The organism is Pseudomonadota bacterium (assembly GCA_034189865.1).
In the GTDB taxonomy this organism is placed as follows: domain Bacteria; phylum Pseudomonadota; class Gammaproteobacteria; order UBA5335; family UBA5335; genus JAXHTV01.
This window is the reverse complement of record JAXHTV010000009.1, coordinates 46,717-63,946: the sequence shown is the minus strand read 5'-3', so window position 1 is coordinate 63,946 and position 17,230 is coordinate 46,717. Positions and strand designations below refer to the sequence as shown.

At 57.2% G+C, this 17,230-nt stretch carries 17 protein-coding genes; 10 read left to right on the top strand and 7 right to left on the bottom strand.

The window, feature by feature from the left end; all coding sequences use genetic code 11:
* Nucleotides 1-5 precede the first annotated feature (5 nt).
* The 5 genes from SVU69_06265 to SVU69_06245 all read right to left on the bottom strand — a co-directional run bounded on the left by SVU69_06265 (nucleotide 6) and on the right by SVU69_06245 (nucleotide 4,683).
* Nucleotides 6-386, bottom strand: a complete 381-nt coding sequence (locus tag SVU69_06265; GenBank protein MDY6942606.1) for a RidA family protein — start codon at nucleotides 384-386, stop codon at nucleotides 6-8.
* A gap of 122 nt (nucleotides 387-508) precedes the next feature.
* Nucleotides 509-2,692, bottom strand: a complete 2,184-nt coding sequence (spoT, locus tag SVU69_06260) for a bifunctional GTP diphosphokinase/guanosine-3',5'-bis pyrophosphate 3'-pyrophosphohydrolase (GenBank protein MDY6942605.1) — start codon at nucleotides 2,690-2,692, stop codon at nucleotides 509-511.
* Nucleotides 2,693-2,710: 18 nt separating this feature from the next.
* Nucleotides 2,711-3,013, bottom strand: a complete 303-nt coding sequence (gene rpoZ / locus SVU69_06255; GenBank protein MDY6942604.1) for a DNA-directed RNA polymerase subunit omega — start codon at nucleotides 3,011-3,013, stop codon at nucleotides 2,711-2,713.
* A gap of 152 nt (nucleotides 3,014-3,165) precedes the next feature.
* Complete coding sequence (gene gmk / locus SVU69_06250) at nucleotides 3,166-3,816, bottom strand: guanylate kinase (GenBank protein ID MDY6942603.1); 651 nt, start codon at nucleotides 3,814-3,816, stop codon at nucleotides 3,166-3,168.
* Nucleotides 3,817-3,822: 6 nt separating this feature from the next.
* Nucleotides 3,823-4,683, bottom strand: a complete 861-nt coding sequence (locus tag SVU69_06245; GenBank protein MDY6942602.1) for a YicC/YloC family endoribonuclease — start codon at nucleotides 4,681-4,683, stop codon at nucleotides 3,823-3,825.
* 193 nt (nucleotides 4,684-4,876) lie between these two features.
* Between SVU69_06245 and rph the strand changes: the two genes are divergently transcribed.
* From rph to SVU69_06215, 6 genes are all read left to right on the top strand, one after another.
* A complete protein-coding gene (gene rph, locus SVU69_06240; protein MDY6942601.1) occupies nucleotides 4,877-5,596 on the top strand; it encodes a ribonuclease PH in 720 nt (239 codons plus the stop codon).
* A gap of 3 nt (nucleotides 5,597-5,599) precedes the next feature.
* On the top strand, nucleotides 5,600-6,223 hold the full coding sequence (gene rdgB / locus SVU69_06235) for an RdgB/HAM1 family non-canonical purine NTP pyrophosphatase (protein ID MDY6942600.1): 624 nt from the start codon (nucleotides 5,600-5,602) through the stop codon (nucleotides 6,221-6,223).
* 147 nt (nucleotides 6,224-6,370) lie between these two features.
* The gene (hemW, locus tag SVU69_06230) at nucleotides 6,371-7,549 is read left to right on the top strand and encodes a radical SAM family heme chaperone HemW (GenBank protein ID MDY6942599.1); all 1,179 of its coding nucleotides are present in this window, start codon (nucleotides 6,371-6,373) and stop codon (nucleotides 7,547-7,549) included.
* A gap of 361 nt (nucleotides 7,550-7,910) precedes the next feature.
* Nucleotides 7,911-8,114, top strand: a complete 204-nt coding sequence (gene rpmE, locus SVU69_06225) for a 50S ribosomal protein L31 (protein ID MDY6942598.1) — start codon at nucleotides 7,911-7,913, stop codon at nucleotides 8,112-8,114.
* Between the two features lie 218 nt (nucleotides 8,115-8,332).
* A complete protein-coding gene (locus SVU69_06220; GenBank protein MDY6942597.1) occupies nucleotides 8,333-9,592 on the top strand; it encodes a malic enzyme-like NAD(P)-binding protein in 1,260 nt (419 codons plus the stop codon).
* 40 nt (nucleotides 9,593-9,632) lie between these two features.
* Nucleotides 9,633-10,931 carry a citrate synthase gene (locus SVU69_06215; GenBank protein MDY6942596.1) on the top strand — a complete coding sequence of 433 codons (1,299 nt, stop codon included), beginning with the start codon at nucleotides 9,633-9,635 and terminating at the stop codon, nucleotides 10,929-10,931.
* Between the two features lie 38 nt (nucleotides 10,932-10,969).
* On the opposite strand, the gene SVU69_06210 is transcribed toward SVU69_06215, so the two are convergent.
* The gene (locus SVU69_06210) at nucleotides 10,970-11,602 is read right to left on the bottom strand and encodes a hypothetical protein (GenBank protein MDY6942595.1); all 633 of its coding nucleotides are present in this window, start codon (nucleotides 11,600-11,602) and stop codon (nucleotides 10,970-10,972) included.
* Between the two features lie 125 nt (nucleotides 11,603-11,727).
* The gene (locus SVU69_06205) at nucleotides 11,728-14,220 is read right to left on the bottom strand and encodes a penicillin-binding protein 1A (GenBank protein ID MDY6942594.1); all 2,493 of its coding nucleotides are present in this window, start codon (nucleotides 14,218-14,220) and stop codon (nucleotides 11,728-11,730) included.
* Nucleotides 14,221-14,387: 167 nt separating this feature from the next.
* On the opposite strand from SVU69_06205, the gene SVU69_06200 reads away from it, so the two are divergent.
* From SVU69_06200 to SVU69_06185, 4 genes are read left to right on the top strand one after another with little or no spacing between them, the layout of a single operon-like run.
* On the top strand, nucleotides 14,388-15,452 hold the full coding sequence (locus SVU69_06200) for a pilus assembly protein PilM (protein ID MDY6942593.1): 1,065 nt from the start codon (nucleotides 14,388-14,390) through the stop codon (nucleotides 15,450-15,452).
* A complete protein-coding gene (locus tag SVU69_06195; protein MDY6942592.1) occupies nucleotides 15,452-16,030 on the top strand; it encodes a PilN domain-containing protein in 579 nt (192 codons plus the stop codon). The genes SVU69_06200 and SVU69_06195 overlap by 1 nt, the downstream gene beginning before the upstream one ends.
* Nucleotides 16,027-16,683 (top strand): type 4a pilus biogenesis protein PilO, encoded by a 657-nt coding sequence (locus SVU69_06190; protein MDY6942591.1) that lies wholly within the window; start codon nucleotides 16,027-16,029, stop codon nucleotides 16,681-16,683. Before SVU69_06195 ends, SVU69_06190 begins: the two co-directional genes overlap by 4 nt.
* Nucleotides 16,683-17,222 carry a pilus assembly protein PilP gene (locus tag SVU69_06185; GenBank protein MDY6942590.1) on the top strand — a complete coding sequence of 180 codons (540 nt, stop codon included), beginning with the start codon at nucleotides 16,683-16,685 and terminating at the stop codon, nucleotides 17,220-17,222. The genes SVU69_06190 and SVU69_06185 overlap by 1 nt, the downstream gene beginning before the upstream one ends.
* The last annotated feature ends 8 nt before the right edge of the window (nucleotides 17,223-17,230 follow it).

The following is a 17,230-nucleotide window of genomic DNA, read 5'->3' as shown; positions in this document are numbered from 1 at the left end:
CCTGATCAGACAACCATCACTGCGTCCATTTCGACCGCCACCCCTTTTGGCAAAGCGGCCACACCGACCGCAGCCCGCGCCGGATACGGTTCGCAAAAATGCTCAGACATCACCGAATTCACTAACGCAAAGTGGGACAAGTCGGTCAGATAGATGGTTAGCTTAACCACATCCTTAAGGTTTCCGCCGGCGGCTTGCGCCACTGCCGATAGATTGACGAAGACTTGCCGAATCTGTTGTTCCACGGAGCCTCCCACTACCTCCATAGTCTGAGGATCCAGTGGGATCTGGCCCGACAAATAAACGGTCTCGCCAACACGTACCGCCTGAGAGTAGGTTCCAATGGCCTTCGGTGCCCGATCGGTATGGATCACTTCGCGTTTCATGAGCCCTCCAAAATTAGCAACACGCCGTGAGTGCGGATCGGCGTGGCGCCTATTATGAACGAACAGGGAAAAAGCGAATCAAGGCCAGGGGGAAAATCAGGATGCGGCGGAATCGCCGCAGTTCAGGATTTGGCCCGCGTAATACGAATGACGCTGGGCATGGAACGCAGCCGACGCATGATTCGCGCCAGATGCCTGCGGTCACGAACTGTCACCGTAAAATTCAGCGCCGAGCTGTTGCCGAATTTTTCTTCGACCGAGACATGTTCAATGTTAGAGCCCATCTGGGAGATCGCGGCCGCCACCACCGCCAATACGCCCCGCTGGTTCTCGGCCTCCAAGCGGATCTCCACCGGAAACTCGCGATTGAGTTGCTCCTCCCATTCAACGTCGATCCATTTATCTGGATGTTTTCGAAACTCGCCGACGTTGTGACAGTTCTGCTTGTGGATCACGATGCCGCGGCCGGCACTGAGAAAACCCAATATGGGATCGCCGGGAATGGGGTGGCAACACCGACCGTAAGTCACCACCATGCCCTCAGTACCCTTGATGGCCAACGGAGTTCGGTCCATGGACAAGCCAGAAACCTCCCCACCGACGGCCACACCCGATTTATCGAGTATGCGACGTGCCACCAACGGCGCCATGTGTTGACCCAAACCGATGCCCACCAGGAGCTCATCGAGCACCGAGGCATCCAACTCCGCCACCACTTGGTCCAACACCGCCGGCGCGACCTGCTCCAGCGACAACTGGAAAGGTGCCAGCGAACGCTCCAGCAGCCGACGTCCCAACGCCGCCGCCTCCTCCTCGCGGAGGTTCTTCAAATAGTGCCGAATATTGGCGCGAGCCCTGGCGGTCACAATGAAATTGAGCCAAACGGGATTGGGATGGGCATGATCGGAGGTAATAACTTCGACCGTTTGACCGCTCCGCAGTGAAGTACTTAGCGGAACCAAACGACGGTCCACTTTGGCAGCCGCACAGCGGTTGCCCACATCGGTGTGGACGGCATAGGCAAAGTCCACTGGCGTTGCCCCGACGGGTAAGCGAAGAATATTGCCTTTGGGCGTGAAGACGTAAATCTCGTCCGGAAACAAATCGACTTTGACGTTTTCCAGAAACTCCATGGAGTTTCCCGCACGCCGCTGCATTTCCAGAATCGTATGCAACCACTCACGGGCCCGCTGCTGCGGACTGCTGACGCTTCCATCACCGAGCTTGTATTGCCAATGAGCCGCCACGCCGGCTTCTGCCACGTATTCCATCTCGCGGGTTCGGATCTGCACTTCGATGGGCACACCGTGGGGACCGAAGAGCACGGTATGAATCGACTGATAACCATTGGCTTTGGGGATCGCAATATAGTCTTTAAAACGCCCCGGGACCGGCTTGTAAAGGTTGTGCGCAACGCCCAGCGCCCGGTAACAGGTGTCCACCTTGTCCACGATAATGCGACAGGCGTACATGTCGAGCACCTCGGCAAAGGACAGCTCCTTGTTCCGCATCTTTTGGTAGAGGCTATATAGGTGCTTCTCACGACCGGCCACTTGGGCTTCAATACCCTCTTCCGCCAGAGCACCGGATAGGGTTTCCTCGATTTGCTGAATAATCCGTTTGCGATTGCCCCGGGCCCGCTTCATGGCCTCGCTTAGCACCCGATAGCGAAGGGGATACAAGGCGGCAAAGCCCAAATCCTCTAGCTCCAACCGCATGCTGTTCATACCCAGCCGATTGGCAATAGGCCCATATATGCCCAGCGTCTCGCGAGCGATGCGCCGACGCTTTTCGGGCCGCATCACACCCAAGGTCCGCATATTGTGAACACGGTCGGCCAGTTTTATGAGGATCACGCGGATGTCCTCAACCATCGCCAACATCATCTTGCGGAAACTCTCCGCTTGAGCTTCTGCCTTAGATTTGTTGTTGATTTGGGTCAGCTTGCTGACACCGTCCACGAGATCCGCAACTTCCTGGTCGAATTCTTCCGCTATGTGCTCTTTGGCAGTGGGAGTGTCTTCGATGACATCATGAAGAATCGCCGCCATGATGCTGCGATGATCCAGCCGCATTTCGGCAAGGATACGTGCCACAGCCAGGGGGTGATAAATATAGGGCTCACCAGTCAGTCGCCGCTGACCTTCGTGAGCTCGGGCGCCGAACGCGTAGGCCCTATCGACGTCGGCGATTTCTTCCGGCCCCAGGTAGGTCGCCAGCAGCTGCCTCAGATCCTCCGGGCCAAAACGACTCTCCTCCGAACCAACGCCGGGGACCTCATCATCGGAGGGAACCGTAACTGCCATACAACGGCTCGTCGCCGCTTATTCCTTGTTTGCGGGTGCCGATTCGGCGGCACCAGTGTCGCTTGCTGCCCCGACTTCCGCAAGCTCATCGGCCATCAGCGCCTCGAGTTCGGGGGTTGCGTCTTGTTCATCCAAAATAGCCGGCGTAACCAGCCCTTCAGCGATTTCGCGGAGCGCCAACACGGTGGGTTTGTCATTCTCCCAAGGCAACTCCGATTCTTGGCCACGGGCCAATTGCCGCGCCCGTTTAGTCGCCACCAAAACCAAATGAAAACGGTTGTCTACGCTACCCAAGCAATCTTCAACTGTTACACGTGCCATCGCTGTTCTATTCAACCTCTCTCAAACGATCGCGAGCCACCAAAAATTACGAGGCTCATCCGCACGATAACGCGCGGTAGCCCGAATGATCTGGAAGTCGCGGACATAATTCCCCAAAACTATAGAGTTTCAGTCTATGCCAATATGCCGTCTCAGGCCAGGAGGGATTGCAACAGCGCGGACTGACGTTGCGCTTGATGCAAGGTTCGCGTTCGCGCGGCGACGATGATGGAACAGACTGTGTCGACGGCTTTTTGAAAGTCGTCGTTGATCACGAGGAAATCGAATTCGGCATAGTGCGACATGTCACTTCGGGCATCGGCCAGCCGACGGGCGATAACCCGTTCTTCATCCTGCCCCCGCCCACGCAACCGCCGCTCCAGCTCTTCCCGTGAGGGCGGCAAAATGAACACGGAAACACAATCGAGTACCTTCTGCCGAATCTGGCGAGCCCCTTGCCAATCGATCTCCAAGATCACGTCGTTGTTGGCGGCAACCTGCCTGAGCACCTCCTGACGACTGGTGCCGTAGGAGTGATCAAAGACCCGCGCGTATTCCAGAAAATCACCGTTGCGCAAACACGCGTCAAATTCGGACGGACTGACGAAATGATAATCGACGCCGTCTTGCTCACCGGGGCGCTCGGGTCGCGTGGTATGAGAAACCGAACACACCACGCCGTTCATCGCCGAGACCACCGCCTTCACCAAACTGGTCTTTCCGGCGCCGGACGGCGCAGAGATCACAATCAAGCTGCCGGCTCCCCAACGGGAACTGGGCTCCGGGTTAGTATCTGCCAGCACTGCTAACTATTCCAAGTTCTGCACTTGTTCACGCATCTGCTCAATCAAAACCTTGATTTCAACCGCGATCCGGGTCGTCTCCGCATCTTGTGACTTGGAAGCCAAAGTGTTGGCTTCGCGGTTGAACTCTTGCAACAGAAAATCCATGCGACGCCCCACCGGTTCGTCACGAACCAGCGTACGACCCATTTCCACCAAATGACTGTCGAGGCGGTCCAACTCCTCAGCGACATCCATTTTTTGCGCGATCAGGGCAAGCTCTTGTTCCAGACGTTCCGGATCGGCAGTCACCTTGAACTCGGCCAGCCGCGCCTCCAGTCGCTCACGGATGGCGGCTCGCGCCTCGGGCAATCGCTGGCGCACGTCGCCCACTAACGCGGTAATCCCCTCGCAGCGCGTCCGCAGCAGGGTCACTAGCCGCTGACCTTCTTCAGCACGGACGCGAACCATGGCTGTCAGCGCTTCATCCAACATATGGAAAGCGGCATGTTGCAATGTATCAGCGTCGACTTGTGGTTCTTTAACCACACCCGGCCAGCGCAACAAATCCAGCGGATCGATCGCCGCTAGAGCTGGCAATTTCAGGTCAGCGACCGCTTGTTCAATACGCCCGACCAAGTCGCGATCCACAGCGAACTCAGCGGCAGCCGTCTCAACCGGCTGGAACCGAAACTGAGCGTCCACCTTGCCACGCCGAAGCCGTTGGCCGATCTTTTCGCGCACTTGGGGCTCAAATGCGCGCAAGTCCTCGGGCAGCCTGAGGCTAATCTCCAAATACCGGTGATTGACCGATCGCAGCTCCCAACTGAGATGGCCGATGCTCTCCTGTCGTTCCACACGGGCAAACCCCGTCATGCTATAGATCATGGTTTCGTCTTCCGCGAATACGAGTATGTGGCAACGCCGGCGGTCGGGCTGAACGCCGTGAATCGGCCAGTACAGCCCACTAGGGCGCCGCGATAGATTACAATACGGCGCTTGCCAGGCCGAACGCCGTCGACCCAAGCGGTCGGATCGCCTTACGCCGCAACCCCTATCCAGTTGACTTAAGGATAACCCAATGCGCCCCAGCGGTAGAGCCGACGACCAACTCCGACCCACCGAGATTCGGCGGGAATTCACGCGACACGCCGAGGGCTCGGTACTGTGCATTTTCGGTCACACGAAAGTCATATGCACCGCCAGCGTTCAAGAATCCGTGCCGGGGTTCCTTCGCGGCAAAGGCCGGGGTTGGGTGACAGCGGAGTATGGTATGTTGCCCCGTTCGACCCACACCCGCACGGATCGTGAAGCGGCGCGTGGCAAGCAAAACGGACGAACACAGGAAATCCAGCGCCTCATCGGACGATCACTTCGAGCGGTAACGGACATGAGCGCATTGGGAGAGCGCACCATCGTCGTCGACTGCGATGTCATGCAAGCCGATGGCGGCACTCGCACGGCCGCCATCACCGGGGCATTCGTGGCGCTGAGCGATGCATCACGATGGCTTGAGGAACGCGGTTTGGTCAAGCGGCCGGTGCTCCATGGCCAGGTATCGGCGGTCTCGGTCGGTATTTACCGCGGAAAACCGGTACTGGACCTGGACTATGCCGAAGACGCGGAAGCGGAAACGGACATGAACGTGGTCATGAACGATGCCGCAGGGTTTATCGAGGTTCAAGGTACGGCCGAGGGTCACGCTTTTCGTAAGGACGAACTCGACCGCATGCTCGAACTGGCGACACTCGGCAACCAACAACTCCAACAAATCCAGCGTGACGCGTTAGGAGAAAACTAGATCGTGCCTAGCCAAAGAGCGATCGTTCTGGCCAGCGGAAACCGCGGCAAGCTCAGTGAGTTTCAGGGCCGCCTGGCTCCGCTCGGCTGGACGCTCGTTCCACAATCCGATTTCGATATCCCCCCAGCGGAAGAAACGGGGGAAACCTTTGTTGAGAACGCCATATTGAAGGCCCGACATGCAGCGAGACTTTCCGGCCTCCCCGCGTTGGCAGACGACTCCGGCCTGGAAGTACCCGCGCTAGGCGGCGCCCCGGGAATTCACTCCGCCCGTTACGCCGGCGCCAGCGCGGACGACCAAGCCAACATCGCCAGGCTCCTCGATGCACTGGCCGACAAACCCGACCAGGACCTCTCTGCCCGGTTTTACTGCGTGGTGGTCTATATGCGACATGCGGCCGACCCAACACCGGTCATCGGCCAAGGAAGCTGGTGGGGACACATTCGACGCCAACCCCACGGATCGGGTGGGTTCGGGTACGATCCGGTTTTCGAGATCTCAGGTTTGGACAAAACGGCCGCCGAATTGTCTCGAGAACATAAGAACCGCCTCAGTCATCGCGCAATGGCACTGACTCAGCTGTTGCAGCAGCTCCGTACACATGCCGCGGATCACACTGAACACTAGAACCCGACGTGGTTACCGACTGCGCTCGCGGGCGAACAAACCCCCACCGACGAGCGATCCCGGATCCGCCTCGACTGCGGCACAATGCACTCGCTCTGGAACACAACAGCGGTTCCTGAGCCTCACCGCGTGCAGCGAAGCAGCACCATGACCCCTCTCAAACCGCCGCCACTGGGCATCTACGTACACCTACCCTGGTGCGTACGGAAATGCCCTTACTGCGACTTCAACTCCCACACCAGACGTCCGGGCAAAATCCCTGAGCAAAGCTACATCAGCGCACTGCTACAAGACCTGGAGCGTGATCTAGCGCAACTACCGCTTTCAGATCGCGAGGTATCCAGCATTTTTATCGGAGGCGGCACGCCCAGCCTTTTTTCTCCGGATAGCATCGCCGTCCTGCTCGAGGGCATCAGCAACCGCCTGAAAATCGAGGACGACGTTGAAATCACCCTTGAAGCCAACCCTGGAGCAGCCGATGCAGACCGGTTCCGAGGTTTCCGGCAAGCGGGCGTCAACCGGCTTTCAATCGGCATCCAAAGCTTTGACGATCGCCATCTGGCGCGCCTGGGGCGCATTCACGACCGACAAGACGCCTTTAAAGCCATCGAAGCGGCGCACGCTACGGGCTTCGAATCGTTCAATCTCGACCTGATGTACGCTCTGCCCGAACAAACGGTGGCGGAAGCGGTGACCGACGTAAAACTGGCGTGTGAGCTGGGCGACGGTCATTTGTCGCACTACCAACTGACACTTGAGCCCGGCACCGTGTTTGCCCAGTACCCCCCAAACCTGCCGGACGATGACACCGCCTGGCAGATGCACCAGCAATCGCTTGAGGTCATCGCCGCAGCGGGATTGGCCCGCTATGAGATATCGGCGTACGCTCGCCCAGGAACGCGTTGCCGACACAACCTAAATTACTGGGAATTCGGCGACTACTTGGGATTGGGGGCAGGGGCCCACGGAAAAGTCACCGATATCACCGGCGACACCATCGTACGCACAACCAAGCCGAGTTCACCACAAACTTATCTCCGATCCATCGCAGATGGCGATTGCGCGGTTACCACATTCGTCGCCCCATCGGAGCGGCCGATCGAGTTTTTTATGAACGCACTCCGGCTGATCGACGGCACGACCCTAGCGCTCTTCTCGCAGCGAACGGGATTGGCCGCGAGCGCCGCAGCCTCCGGCCTGAGCCGGGCACGCGAACTCGGCCTACTCATCACAAACGGAACCCACATCGCACCAACAAAACTCGGGCTGCGATACCTCAACGAACTACTCGTCCAGTTCATGCCAACGGACTCGACGGGGCACTAGCAACCCGCTGGCGGTTGACAAAACGAACTTAACCGCGTGGCTTATTCACAGGCCAAGGGGACAGCCCGGAAAAACGCCTGACTCTCGTGATATTTCAAAAAGTCAAGAAAAATTCCAATAACATCGGCGGGTTAGCGTTGCGCATAAACTTGCCAGTGAGCACAAGATACCTGTGGGGCGCGAACTTAAGTGATTTATCACGATTTCATCCACACACTTATCCACAAAATTTGTGGATAAGTCGCCGGATCGAAAATCACAACTTGTCGGCGTATAAATTTGCCGGTATGATTCGCGGTTCTTTTAGGCAGCCAGGCCGCTTCGAGGCAGCCTGGAACAGTCTGGGTCAGAGGAACGGCAGATGCGTGCAGACATCCATCCTGAGTATAGCGAAATCAAAGTGACCTGCAGCTGCGGGCACAGCTTCGAGACGCGTTCCACCATCGGGAAAGATCTCCAAGTGGAAGTTTGCTCTATGTGCCACCCGTTCTACACGGGTAAGCTGAAGATCGTCGACACCGGTGGACGCGTCGACAAGTTCCGCCGTCGCTACGGAATGAAGTAAGCGGTAATCCCTTAAGTCCGTTTTGACACCGGCTCGCAATACGTTCCAAACTGCGAACGCCCAAAACGGACTTCCAACGCGTTGAGCCCATCGCAACTCGCCGGCACAAAGGGGATTTGGTGCGAGAGCCGGCTCACCGCTTATACTCGGGCAAGTCCTACCGGATTTGCCACCCACACTAGTCGTACTGACCAACTCCCCGTTGGATTGCCGAGATGATGACGGATGACCAACTGACACAGGCAGCGCTTGATTATCACGCCAAGCCGAAACCTGGAAAACTCAGCATCGCTATCACCAAGCCGTTCACGACCTACAACGAACTTTCCCTGGCCTATTCACCCGGCGTAGCCGCTCCCGTCCGCGCGATCGCGGCCGATAAAGACAACGCTTTCAAATACACATCCAAAGGCAATTTGGTCGCTGTCATCACAGATGGAAGCGCGGTGCTCGGGCTCGGAAAAACAGGCGCGTTGGCCGGCAAACCGGTGATGGAAGGCAAAGCGGTCCTGTTCAAGAAATTTGCCGACGTGGATGTCTTCGACATCGAGGTGGATGCGGAAAATCCTGAGGCTTTCATCGACACGGTAGCGCGCATTTCGCCGACGTTCGGTGGAATCAACCTGGAGGATATCGCGGCACCTCACTGTTTCGAGATCGAACGCGCACTGGTCGAACGCCTGGATATTCCGGTTTTCCACGACGACCAGCACGGGACCGCTATCATCGTCGCCGCCGGCCTACTCAATGCCCTGGAACTCCAGAACAAATCCATTGGTGATGTGCGGATCGTTTGTTTAGGGGCAGGGGCTGCCGGCATCGCTTCGATGAAGCTGCTGCTCGCCTTGGGCGCGAAGCAAGACAACCTGTTGTTAGTCGACCGGCAGGGTATCATTCATCACGAGCGGGAAAACCTGACACCGACCAAACAAGAGTTTGTTGTCAATACCAAGCTACGAACGCTCACTGACGCCATGCGAGGCGCGGACGTTATCATTGGGGTTTCCGGCCCCGACCTGATTACCGCGGAAATGGTGAAACAAATGGCAGATAAGCCGATTGTGTTCGCCTTGTCCAACCCGGATCCGGAGATTCGTCCCGAGGTCGCCCTGGGCTCTAGGGCGGATGTCATCATGGCAACCGGACGGAGCGATTACCCTAACCAGGTCAATAATGTGTTAGGTTTCCCGTATATCTTTCGGGGTGCTCTGGACGTGCGTGCCACGCGGATCAACCGTGAAATGCACATCGCCGCAGTCAATGCGTTGCGATCGCTAGCCCGTGACCCCGTTCCCCGCGAAGTCTTAAAAGCCTACGGGCTGAAGCAATTGGCCTATGGCCCGCAATATATCATCCCAACACCGCTAGATCCGCGGCTGATTGACTATGTACCGCCCGCCGTTGCGAAAGGCGCAGTCGATTCCGGTGTAGCCCGCACCGGGTATCCGGCTCACTACCCGCCACCACCTGCGAGTTAGCCCAAGGATCTCATCAACACGGTTGACCAGGAGCAGATCGATGAGTGAAGAAAATTTTGTATTGACCGACTCCGCCTCCGGCAAGCAAACGGAGCTTCCGATTCGCCAAGGAACAGCGGGGCCGAGAACTGCTGATATCAGCTCGCTGTATCGCGAACAGGGCATCTTCACTTACGACCCCGGCTTCGTCTCGACGGCCAGTTGCCGCAGCAACATCACTTTCATCGATGGGCAGGAAGGTGTCCTGCTGTATCGCGGCTATCCCATCGAGCAGTTAGCGGAAAAGAGTACGTTTCTCGAAGTGGCCAACCTCCTACTCACCGGTGATCTGCCGAACCGGGAAGAGTTGGATACGTTTACCGACTCCATTCGTTACCACACGATGATTCATGAGTCCCTTCGTGACTTCTTCCGGGGATTCCACTACGACGCTCACCCGATGGCCATGCTGACCGGTGTCGTAGGCAGTCTGTCCGCTTTTTACGGAAACTCCGGTGATATCCGTGACCCTCGGGAACAAGAGATTTTTGCCCACCGGATGATTGCCAAGATTCCAACCATCGCCGCCTGCGCCCACAAACACTCCATCGGTCAACCCTTTATTTATCCCCGCAACGACCTCGATTACTCCAGCAATCTATTGCATATGCTGTTTGCCGTACCGGCGGAAGGCTACGAGGTGGATCCGGTCGCCGCACAGGCTCTGGACATGCTGTTTATCCTCCATGCTGACCATGAGCAGAATGCGAGCACATCCACTGTGCGCCTCGCCGGCAGTTCCGGAACCAATCCGTACGCGGCGATTTCAGCGGGCATCGCCTGTCTGTGGGGACCTGCCCATGGTGGCGCCAATGAAGCGGTGCTGCACATGCTCCACGAAATCGGAGATATCAAGAACATTCCCACGTTCATCGACAAAGCCAAAGACCGTGACGACCCGTTTCGGCTGATGGGCTTCGGTCACCGGGTCTATAAAAATTATGATCCGCGCGCCACGGTGATCCGAGGGATGTGTCACAAGATCCTTAAACGCTTGGGTAAGGAAAACGACCCCTTGTTCGAACTGGCCCTCGAACTAGAGCAAATCGCCCTCAACGACAGTTACTTCAAGGAAAAGAAACTGTACCCCAACGTCGATTTCTACTCGGGGATCATCTACAAAGCGTTGGGACTGCAAACCAATATGTTTACGGTGATGTTCGCCATCGCCCGGACGGTAGGCTGGGTCGCTCACTGGATCGAAATGATCAACGATCCAGAGCAACGCATCGGCCGTCCTCGCCAGATCTACACCGGTGCGGCGAGCCGAAACTACACCGATATCTCCGAACGCGCTTGATAGAAAAAACAGCGGGGCAATAGCCCCGCTGTTTTTTCTTAGGCCGCGTCTTGTCCAGGGGCGTCCTCGTCGATCAAACGCTCGACCTGGGCTCGGGTCGCCCTCGCCATGGGGCGACCATCAATCTGGCTGAGCGGGGGACGCCTCAAACCATCCCGATCGAATACCACCAGTTCGAACGGCACTTCATCCACGAGAAAACGTATCACCGGATAGTCCACGTGTTGCATCGGGCCAGTCCGCAAACGCCGTTCGCCGGTCTCGTACGGTATCCCCCGGTCCATCAGGTGCATGGTCAGTAGCTCCGGAGATTCGGCGAATACGTGAAGATGAATCATGGAATGCTCAGTGGCAGAACCGCTTAGCACAGGCCCCACCAACCGCGGCCGAAAGTCGCTCAAAAAGCGCATCGCCTCGCAGGCCAACTGACGCAGTCGTCGGATCTGCAGAGGCTGCGAATCAGCCTGAAAAATGCGTTGGTACTCCCGCAAAGCCTCATCGATTTCCCGATTTCGGGGCATGTTCGGGCTGTGGCGCGATAAACCAAGTTGATCGGCGGCTTTGTTCTTGGCCAGTTGAAAATCACGGATTCCGTCGTGGACCATAATCTTGGCGGCTGTTTGCGCAACCAAAGTACGCTGCTGCCACGAACGGTTTGTTTGTTTTTTCATAGCATCACGGCTCGAAGCATATCCGGGCAGCGGCGAACAATCCCCCGCCCGTCTGTATGACCAACCTGCGCGATGAGCCTCCACCGACCGAGGCGGCCAATGCGGGACTCAGCGGGCAAACCGTTTTAGAACAATTCCTGAATACCCTCCGTGTCGGGCGCCGATACGCCTTCGCCTGCCGGAGAGGGCTCCGGCGATTCCAGAGCATCGACCGGTAACGCATCGGGACGAAAGATTTCGAACACCACGTCCGTCTCGCTAACCGAGGCGATCCGCCCCGTCTGACGCGAAATCCGCAACGTAACCAATCCCGGCGGCTGAACAGCCGGCATATCCGGAACTTCTGCTAGCGCCGAACGGACAAATCGCGTCCACATGGGCAGCGCCGTACGACCTCCACTCTCACCGCGGCCGAGGGGATAGCCTTGATCGAACCCCACCCAGGCAACGCTCACCATAGCTGGGTTGTAACCCGCAAACCACGCATCTCGCAAGTCGTTGGTCGTGCCCGTCTTACCTGCAAGATCTCGACGACCCAGTGCAGCGACCCGTCGACCCGTCCCCCGTGCAACAACATCCTGCATCATGCTGGTCAAAAGATAAGCCGTTGCCTCGTCGACCACTCGAGGTGCCGCCTGCGGCGGCACAGGAACATATTCGCTGTTGCCAAGAACGTCCGTTCGCGCCGCGACCTCCAGCTTTGGTAGATCTTGGTCGATCATGACGGGTGAGGGCTGATCGTCAAGCGATTCGCAATCGCGACAAGCGTACACTGCCGCGTTCTGATAAATCAGGTTGCCTGATTGATCTTCTACCCGTTCGATTGCATAAGGTTCAACCAAGAATCCGCCGTTGGCGAAAACCGAATATCCACGTGCCAGCGCCAGCGGTGTGACACTCATGCTGCCGAGGGACAGGGACAAATCGCGCGGCATCTGATCGGGGTTAAATCCGAAACGACTTGCATATCGAATCGCGTAGCCGACACCAATGTCTCGGAGTAGCCGGACCGACACCAGATTGCGGGAGTGAACCAGCGCCTCCCGAAGTCGGGTCGGTCCGTAAAAACGCCCACTGTAGTTCTCGGGGCGCCATGTCCCTTCCAAGCGGTTGTCCGCAAATACAACCGGCGCATCGTTGATGACGGTGGCAGGCGTATAACCGCGATCCAGCGCCGCCGCGTAGATAAACGGCTTGAAGCTGGAACCGGGCTGCCGTTCCGCCTGGATAACCCGGTTAAAGGGACTGGTGTAAAAATCGAACCCCCCGACCAGCGCAAGAATCCCGCCATCGATGGGGTCCAACGCCAACAGCGCACCTTGGACGTTGGGCAACTGGCTCAAGGCCCAACCGGCGTCGGTTTCCGACGCATAAACCACTTGACCGGATTGGACCACGTCCGAAGCTTTACTCGGCGCATCACCTCGCCGATCCACGGAGACAAACCGACGCGCCCAGGCGATACCTTCCCAATCGAGCTCTACTTCGCCATGGCCGGCCACATAGACGTGTGCCGATTGATCTTTCAATGCCAACACCAAGGCCGGTCGCAATGGCTCCACCTTGGGATGGGCACTTAAAATCTCTTCTACTGAGGCACGCCAAGTCTCGTCCTGGTGATCACCCGGTGGCAATTCGACCTGAGCAACCGCCCCGCGGTAACCGTGGCGACGATCGTAATCAAGCAACGTCTCACGCAAAGCCGATTGCGCCGCCCGCTGCAACCCCGAGTGCACGCTGGTAACGATTCGATATCCGCCAGTATAGGCATCGCCCCCAAATCGATTGACGGCGTACTGACGCGCCATTTCTGCCACGTAGGGCGCCTCCAACTCCGCCAACGCGCCGTGGTACTCGGCAGCTACCGGCGCGGCGAGCGCCTCAGCGAAATCCTCGTCCGAAATCAACCGCAAGCGATGCATCCGGTTCAGAACATAATCGCGCCGTTCTCGGGCCCGCTTCGGATCGGTGATCGGATTGATCCGCGAGGGTGCTTTAGGCAAACCGGCAATCATGGCCCATTGCGGCAATTCCAACTCGGCAACCGACTTGCCGTAATAGACATGAGAAGCGGCCTCAACCCCGTAGGCTCGATGCCCGAGATAGATTTTGTTGAGGTACAGCTCGAGAACCTCCTCCTTACTCAACTCGCGCTCGATTTTTAGCGCAAGGAGGATCTCCTTAATTTTCCGCTCATAGGTTTTCTCAGGGCTGAGAAAAAAGTTGCGGGCGACTTGCATCGTGATGGTACTGCCGCCTTGTTCTTTTTCTCCTGTCACAAGCAACCGAAAGACAGCTCGCAACAACCCCTGGTAGTCGACGCCTGGGTGCTCGAAGAAACGATCATCCTCTGCAGCGAGAACCGCCTGCACCAAAGGACGCGGCAAATCAGCAAAAACGATCGGCGATCGTCGTTGATCACCATATTCCGCCATCAAGGCTCCATCACGGCTGTAAACCCGCAAAGGAATTTGCAGCTCGACATCCTTGAGCCCCTGCGTTTCGGGCAGTTGCGGTGAGAAATAGTAGTAGGCGGCGACGATCACGCCAATCGCCACAGTACCGGTCGCCACGACCAGTCCGAGAAGAAACCGAATGAACTTTGACAATAAAGCCACTGAAAGACCTGCCGATAAGAAGTGCGGACTCCGAGTAACGGGCATTATAGAACCCTTTACAAGAACGGCGCAGCCCGCCGCACCACCGGGCAAAAGCGACCAGAGACAAGAGTCCGCCTCCCGCCGGGAGGATACACGAAGCTGGTACTGCGACCCGGGAAGAAGGAATGAGCGTGTTCCGAAAGAAAATCAAGCCGCTGATCGGACTGGATATCAGTTCCACCGCCGTAAAACTGATCGAATTGGGTGGCGATAAAGACAAGATGCAGGTGGTCAGCTACGCCGCCATCGGCCTGCCACCCGAATCGGTTGTCGACAAGCAAATCGTCGATCCGGAAGGCGTTGGCGAAGCCATCAAACGGGCCGTGAAGAAGGCAGGAACGCGAACCAGAGAAGCGGTGATCGCTGTCGGCGGTTCTTCCGTCATCACCAAAGTCGTGCCGATGCCGGCCGGCTTGAGCGATGACGAGATGGAACAGCAAATCATGATCGAAGCGGACCAATACATCCCCTTTCCACTGGAAGAGGTGGGTTTGGACTTCGAGGTTCTCGGGCCGTCCGAAACCGAAGAGGGCTCGGTGAATGTTTTGATTGCGGCCTGCCGCAACGAAACCATCGAAAACCGGGTCGCATCGGTGGATCTCGGCGGTCTGAAATGCAAGATCGTCGACATTGAATCCAATGCGCTGGAAAGCGCATGCCACTTGATCAGCGCCGAGTTGACTTTGGAAGACTCCGACAGCGCCATCGCGTTCATCGACGTCGGGGCCACCACCACGACGCTGAACATTATGCACCGGGACAGCATCATCTATACCCGGGACCAGAGCATCGGTGGCAAACAACTAACCGAAGAAATCATGGCCCACTACGGCCTCTCTTATGAAGAAGCCGGGAAAGCCAAGCGAATCGGCGGCCTCCCCGACGGTTATAGCGATGAAGTGCTCAAACCGTTCATTGAAGATGTCATCCAGCAAATCAATCGGGGATTACAGTTTTTCTTCTCTTCGAACAATCGCGTCGAGCACATCAGTCAGATTGTCCTTGCCGGCGGCTGCGCCTCCATCCCAGGCATCGATCAGGCGGTGGAAGAAGAGCTGGAAGTGGCAACGCGAATTGCCAATCCTTTCGGCGGCATGGCCATCCAGTCCCGCGCAAATCCCAAAATGCTCAAATTGGATGCCCCTGCACTGATGACAGCCTGCGGATTGGCTTTGAGGAGCTTCGACTAATGGCGCACCACATCAATCTTCTCCCCTGGCGCGAACAGGCCCGCGCGGAACGTCAACGTCAGTTCCTGGTCATCCTGGCCGGTGCGGTCATCGCGGTCGGCGCCGGGCTGTTCGCCACGAGCAACTACATTCAGAGCCATATCAATTACCAACAAGCCCGGAATCAAAAAATCCAGAAAGAGATCAATGACCTGGACTCGAAGATCGCCGAAATCCGAGACCTCAAAGAAACCAAGCGCCGCCTGCTGGAGCGGATGCGGATTATTGAACAACTGCAACAACAACGCTCCGAAGTCGTACACCTGTTTGACGAGCTGGTCAAAACGTTGCCGGACGGCGTTTATCTGTCCTCCATCCAGCAAGAACGCACCGGCATCGTTCTCAAAGGACAGGCCCAATCCAACGCCCGGGTGTCCAACTACATGAAGCAACTCGATGCTTCTGAGTGGCTCGCCGATCCCAAGCTGTTGGTCATTGAGACCAAAGGCGGTGACTCGGCGCGCTTCAGTGAATTCTCCTTGGTCATCAAGTCGATGAGACCGGACGAGGAAGAGGCCGACGGGGAGTCCGCACGATGAATATGAATCTAAATGTGGGACAACTGTGGAACGAGTTGCGTTCGCTTGACATCAACAACGTCGGCAGTTGGTCCATCGCAGCACGCGGTATCGTCGTCGTGTTTGTCTGCGCACTGCTGGTGTTTCTCGGCTACTGGTTCTTGGTCCGTCATCAAATCGACAACTTGAACGTCGCCCAGAAGAAAGAACCTGAACTGAAACAGCAATTCGAGCGAAAACAAGGACAGGTCGCCAACCTGGATGCCTACAAACAGCAGTTGGAAGAAATGCGGGTTTCATTCTCCACCATGCTACGGCAACTGCCCAGCGAAACGGAAATGGCCAACTTGCTGCAGGACATATCCCAAACCCGGGTGGCGACGGGCCTCGAAGAACAAATCTTCAAGCCCGAACCGGAACGGCCGAAGGAATTTTATGCCGAAGCCCCCATCCGCATCCGAGTGACGGGTGATTTTCACCAATTCGGCGATTTCGCTAGCGGAATCGCTGCCCTCCCGCGAATCGTGACTTTGAGCGGGATCTCGATCAAGCGAAATGGGGGCAAGGGCGCGAGTGCGGACTCCTTGATCATGGACGCCACGGCCATGACTTATCGATACGTCGACGAGCCGGCCGCCAAAAACAAACGGCCGACCAAAGGGCGTAAGAAGTAATGAGCGCGAACCGAAAGAAACCGCTTCAATCCAGAGCTTGGCTCGCCGCGTGCATCTTGATATCGGTTGTCATCACCGGCTGCGGCCGTGACATGTCGGATCTCGACAGTTACATCGATCAGGTCAAGTCCCGTCGCTCTGGAGAGATCGAACCGCTACCGCAGATGAAACCTTACGAACGGTTCGCCTACGATGCAGCCAGCCGGCGCTCCCCATTCCAGCCCGATGAGCGTATCCGCCCCCGAGACAACAACAGCAACGGGGTCACACCCGACGTCAACCGTCCCCGTGAACCACTCGAAGACTATCCCTTGGATGGCTTACGCATGATGGGAACCCTGGCCATGAATGGCTCCCGCTGGGCCCTTGTTCGCGACAGCGATGGAATCATTCACCGGGTAGCAGAAGGCAACCATATGGGCCGAAACTTCGGGAGAATCACGGAGATTTCAGCCGATCAAATTGAACTGATGGAAACCATCCCGAATGGTCTGGGTGGTTGGATGGAACGAAAAGCGTCCATCGCCCTGAGCGATTAGCAAAGGGG

Bases quoted from the DNA above. Each gene is read 5' to 3' on its own strand.
- SVU69_06265 (MDY6942606.1), bottom strand. From the start codon at position 386: ATGAAACGCGAAGTGATCCATACCGATCGGGCACCGAAGGCCATTGGA.
- spoT (MDY6942605.1), bottom strand. From the start codon at position 2,692: ATGGCAGTTACGGTTCCCTCCGATGATGAGGTCCCCGGCGTTGGTTCG.
- rpoZ (MDY6942604.1), bottom strand. From the start codon at position 3,013: ATGGCACGTGTAACAGTTGAAGATTGCTTGGGTAGCGTAGACAACCGT.
- SVU69_06245 (MDY6942602.1), bottom strand. From the start codon at position 4,683: ATGATCTATAGCATGACGGGGTTTGCCCGTGTGGAACGACAGGAGAGC.
- rph (MDY6942601.1), top strand. From the start codon at position 4,877: ATGCGCCCCAGCGGTAGAGCCGACGACCAACTCCGACCCACCGAGATT.
- hemW (MDY6942599.1), top strand. From the start codon at position 6,371: ATGACCCCTCTCAAACCGCCGCCACTGGGCATCTACGTACACCTACCC.
- rpmE (MDY6942598.1), top strand. From the start codon at position 7,911: ATGCGTGCAGACATCCATCCTGAGTATAGCGAAATCAAAGTGACCTGC.
- SVU69_06220 (MDY6942597.1), top strand. From the start codon at position 8,333: ATGACGGATGACCAACTGACACAGGCAGCGCTTGATTATCACGCCAAG.
- SVU69_06215 (MDY6942596.1), top strand. From the start codon at position 9,633: ATGAGTGAAGAAAATTTTGTATTGACCGACTCCGCCTCCGGCAAGCAA.
- SVU69_06210 (MDY6942595.1), bottom strand. From the start codon at position 11,602: ATGAAAAAACAAACAAACCGTTCGTGGCAGCAGCGTACTTTGGTTGCG.
- SVU69_06200 (MDY6942593.1), top strand. From the start codon at position 14,388: ATGAGCGTGTTCCGAAAGAAAATCAAGCCGCTGATCGGACTGGATATC.
- SVU69_06195 (MDY6942592.1), top strand. From the start codon at position 15,452: ATGGCGCACCACATCAATCTTCTCCCCTGGCGCGAACAGGCCCGCGCG.
- SVU69_06190 (MDY6942591.1), top strand. From the start codon at position 16,027: ATGAATATGAATCTAAATGTGGGACAACTGTGGAACGAGTTGCGTTCG.
- SVU69_06185 (MDY6942590.1), top strand. From the start codon at position 16,683: ATGAGCGCGAACCGAAAGAAACCGCTTCAATCCAGAGCTTGGCTCGCC.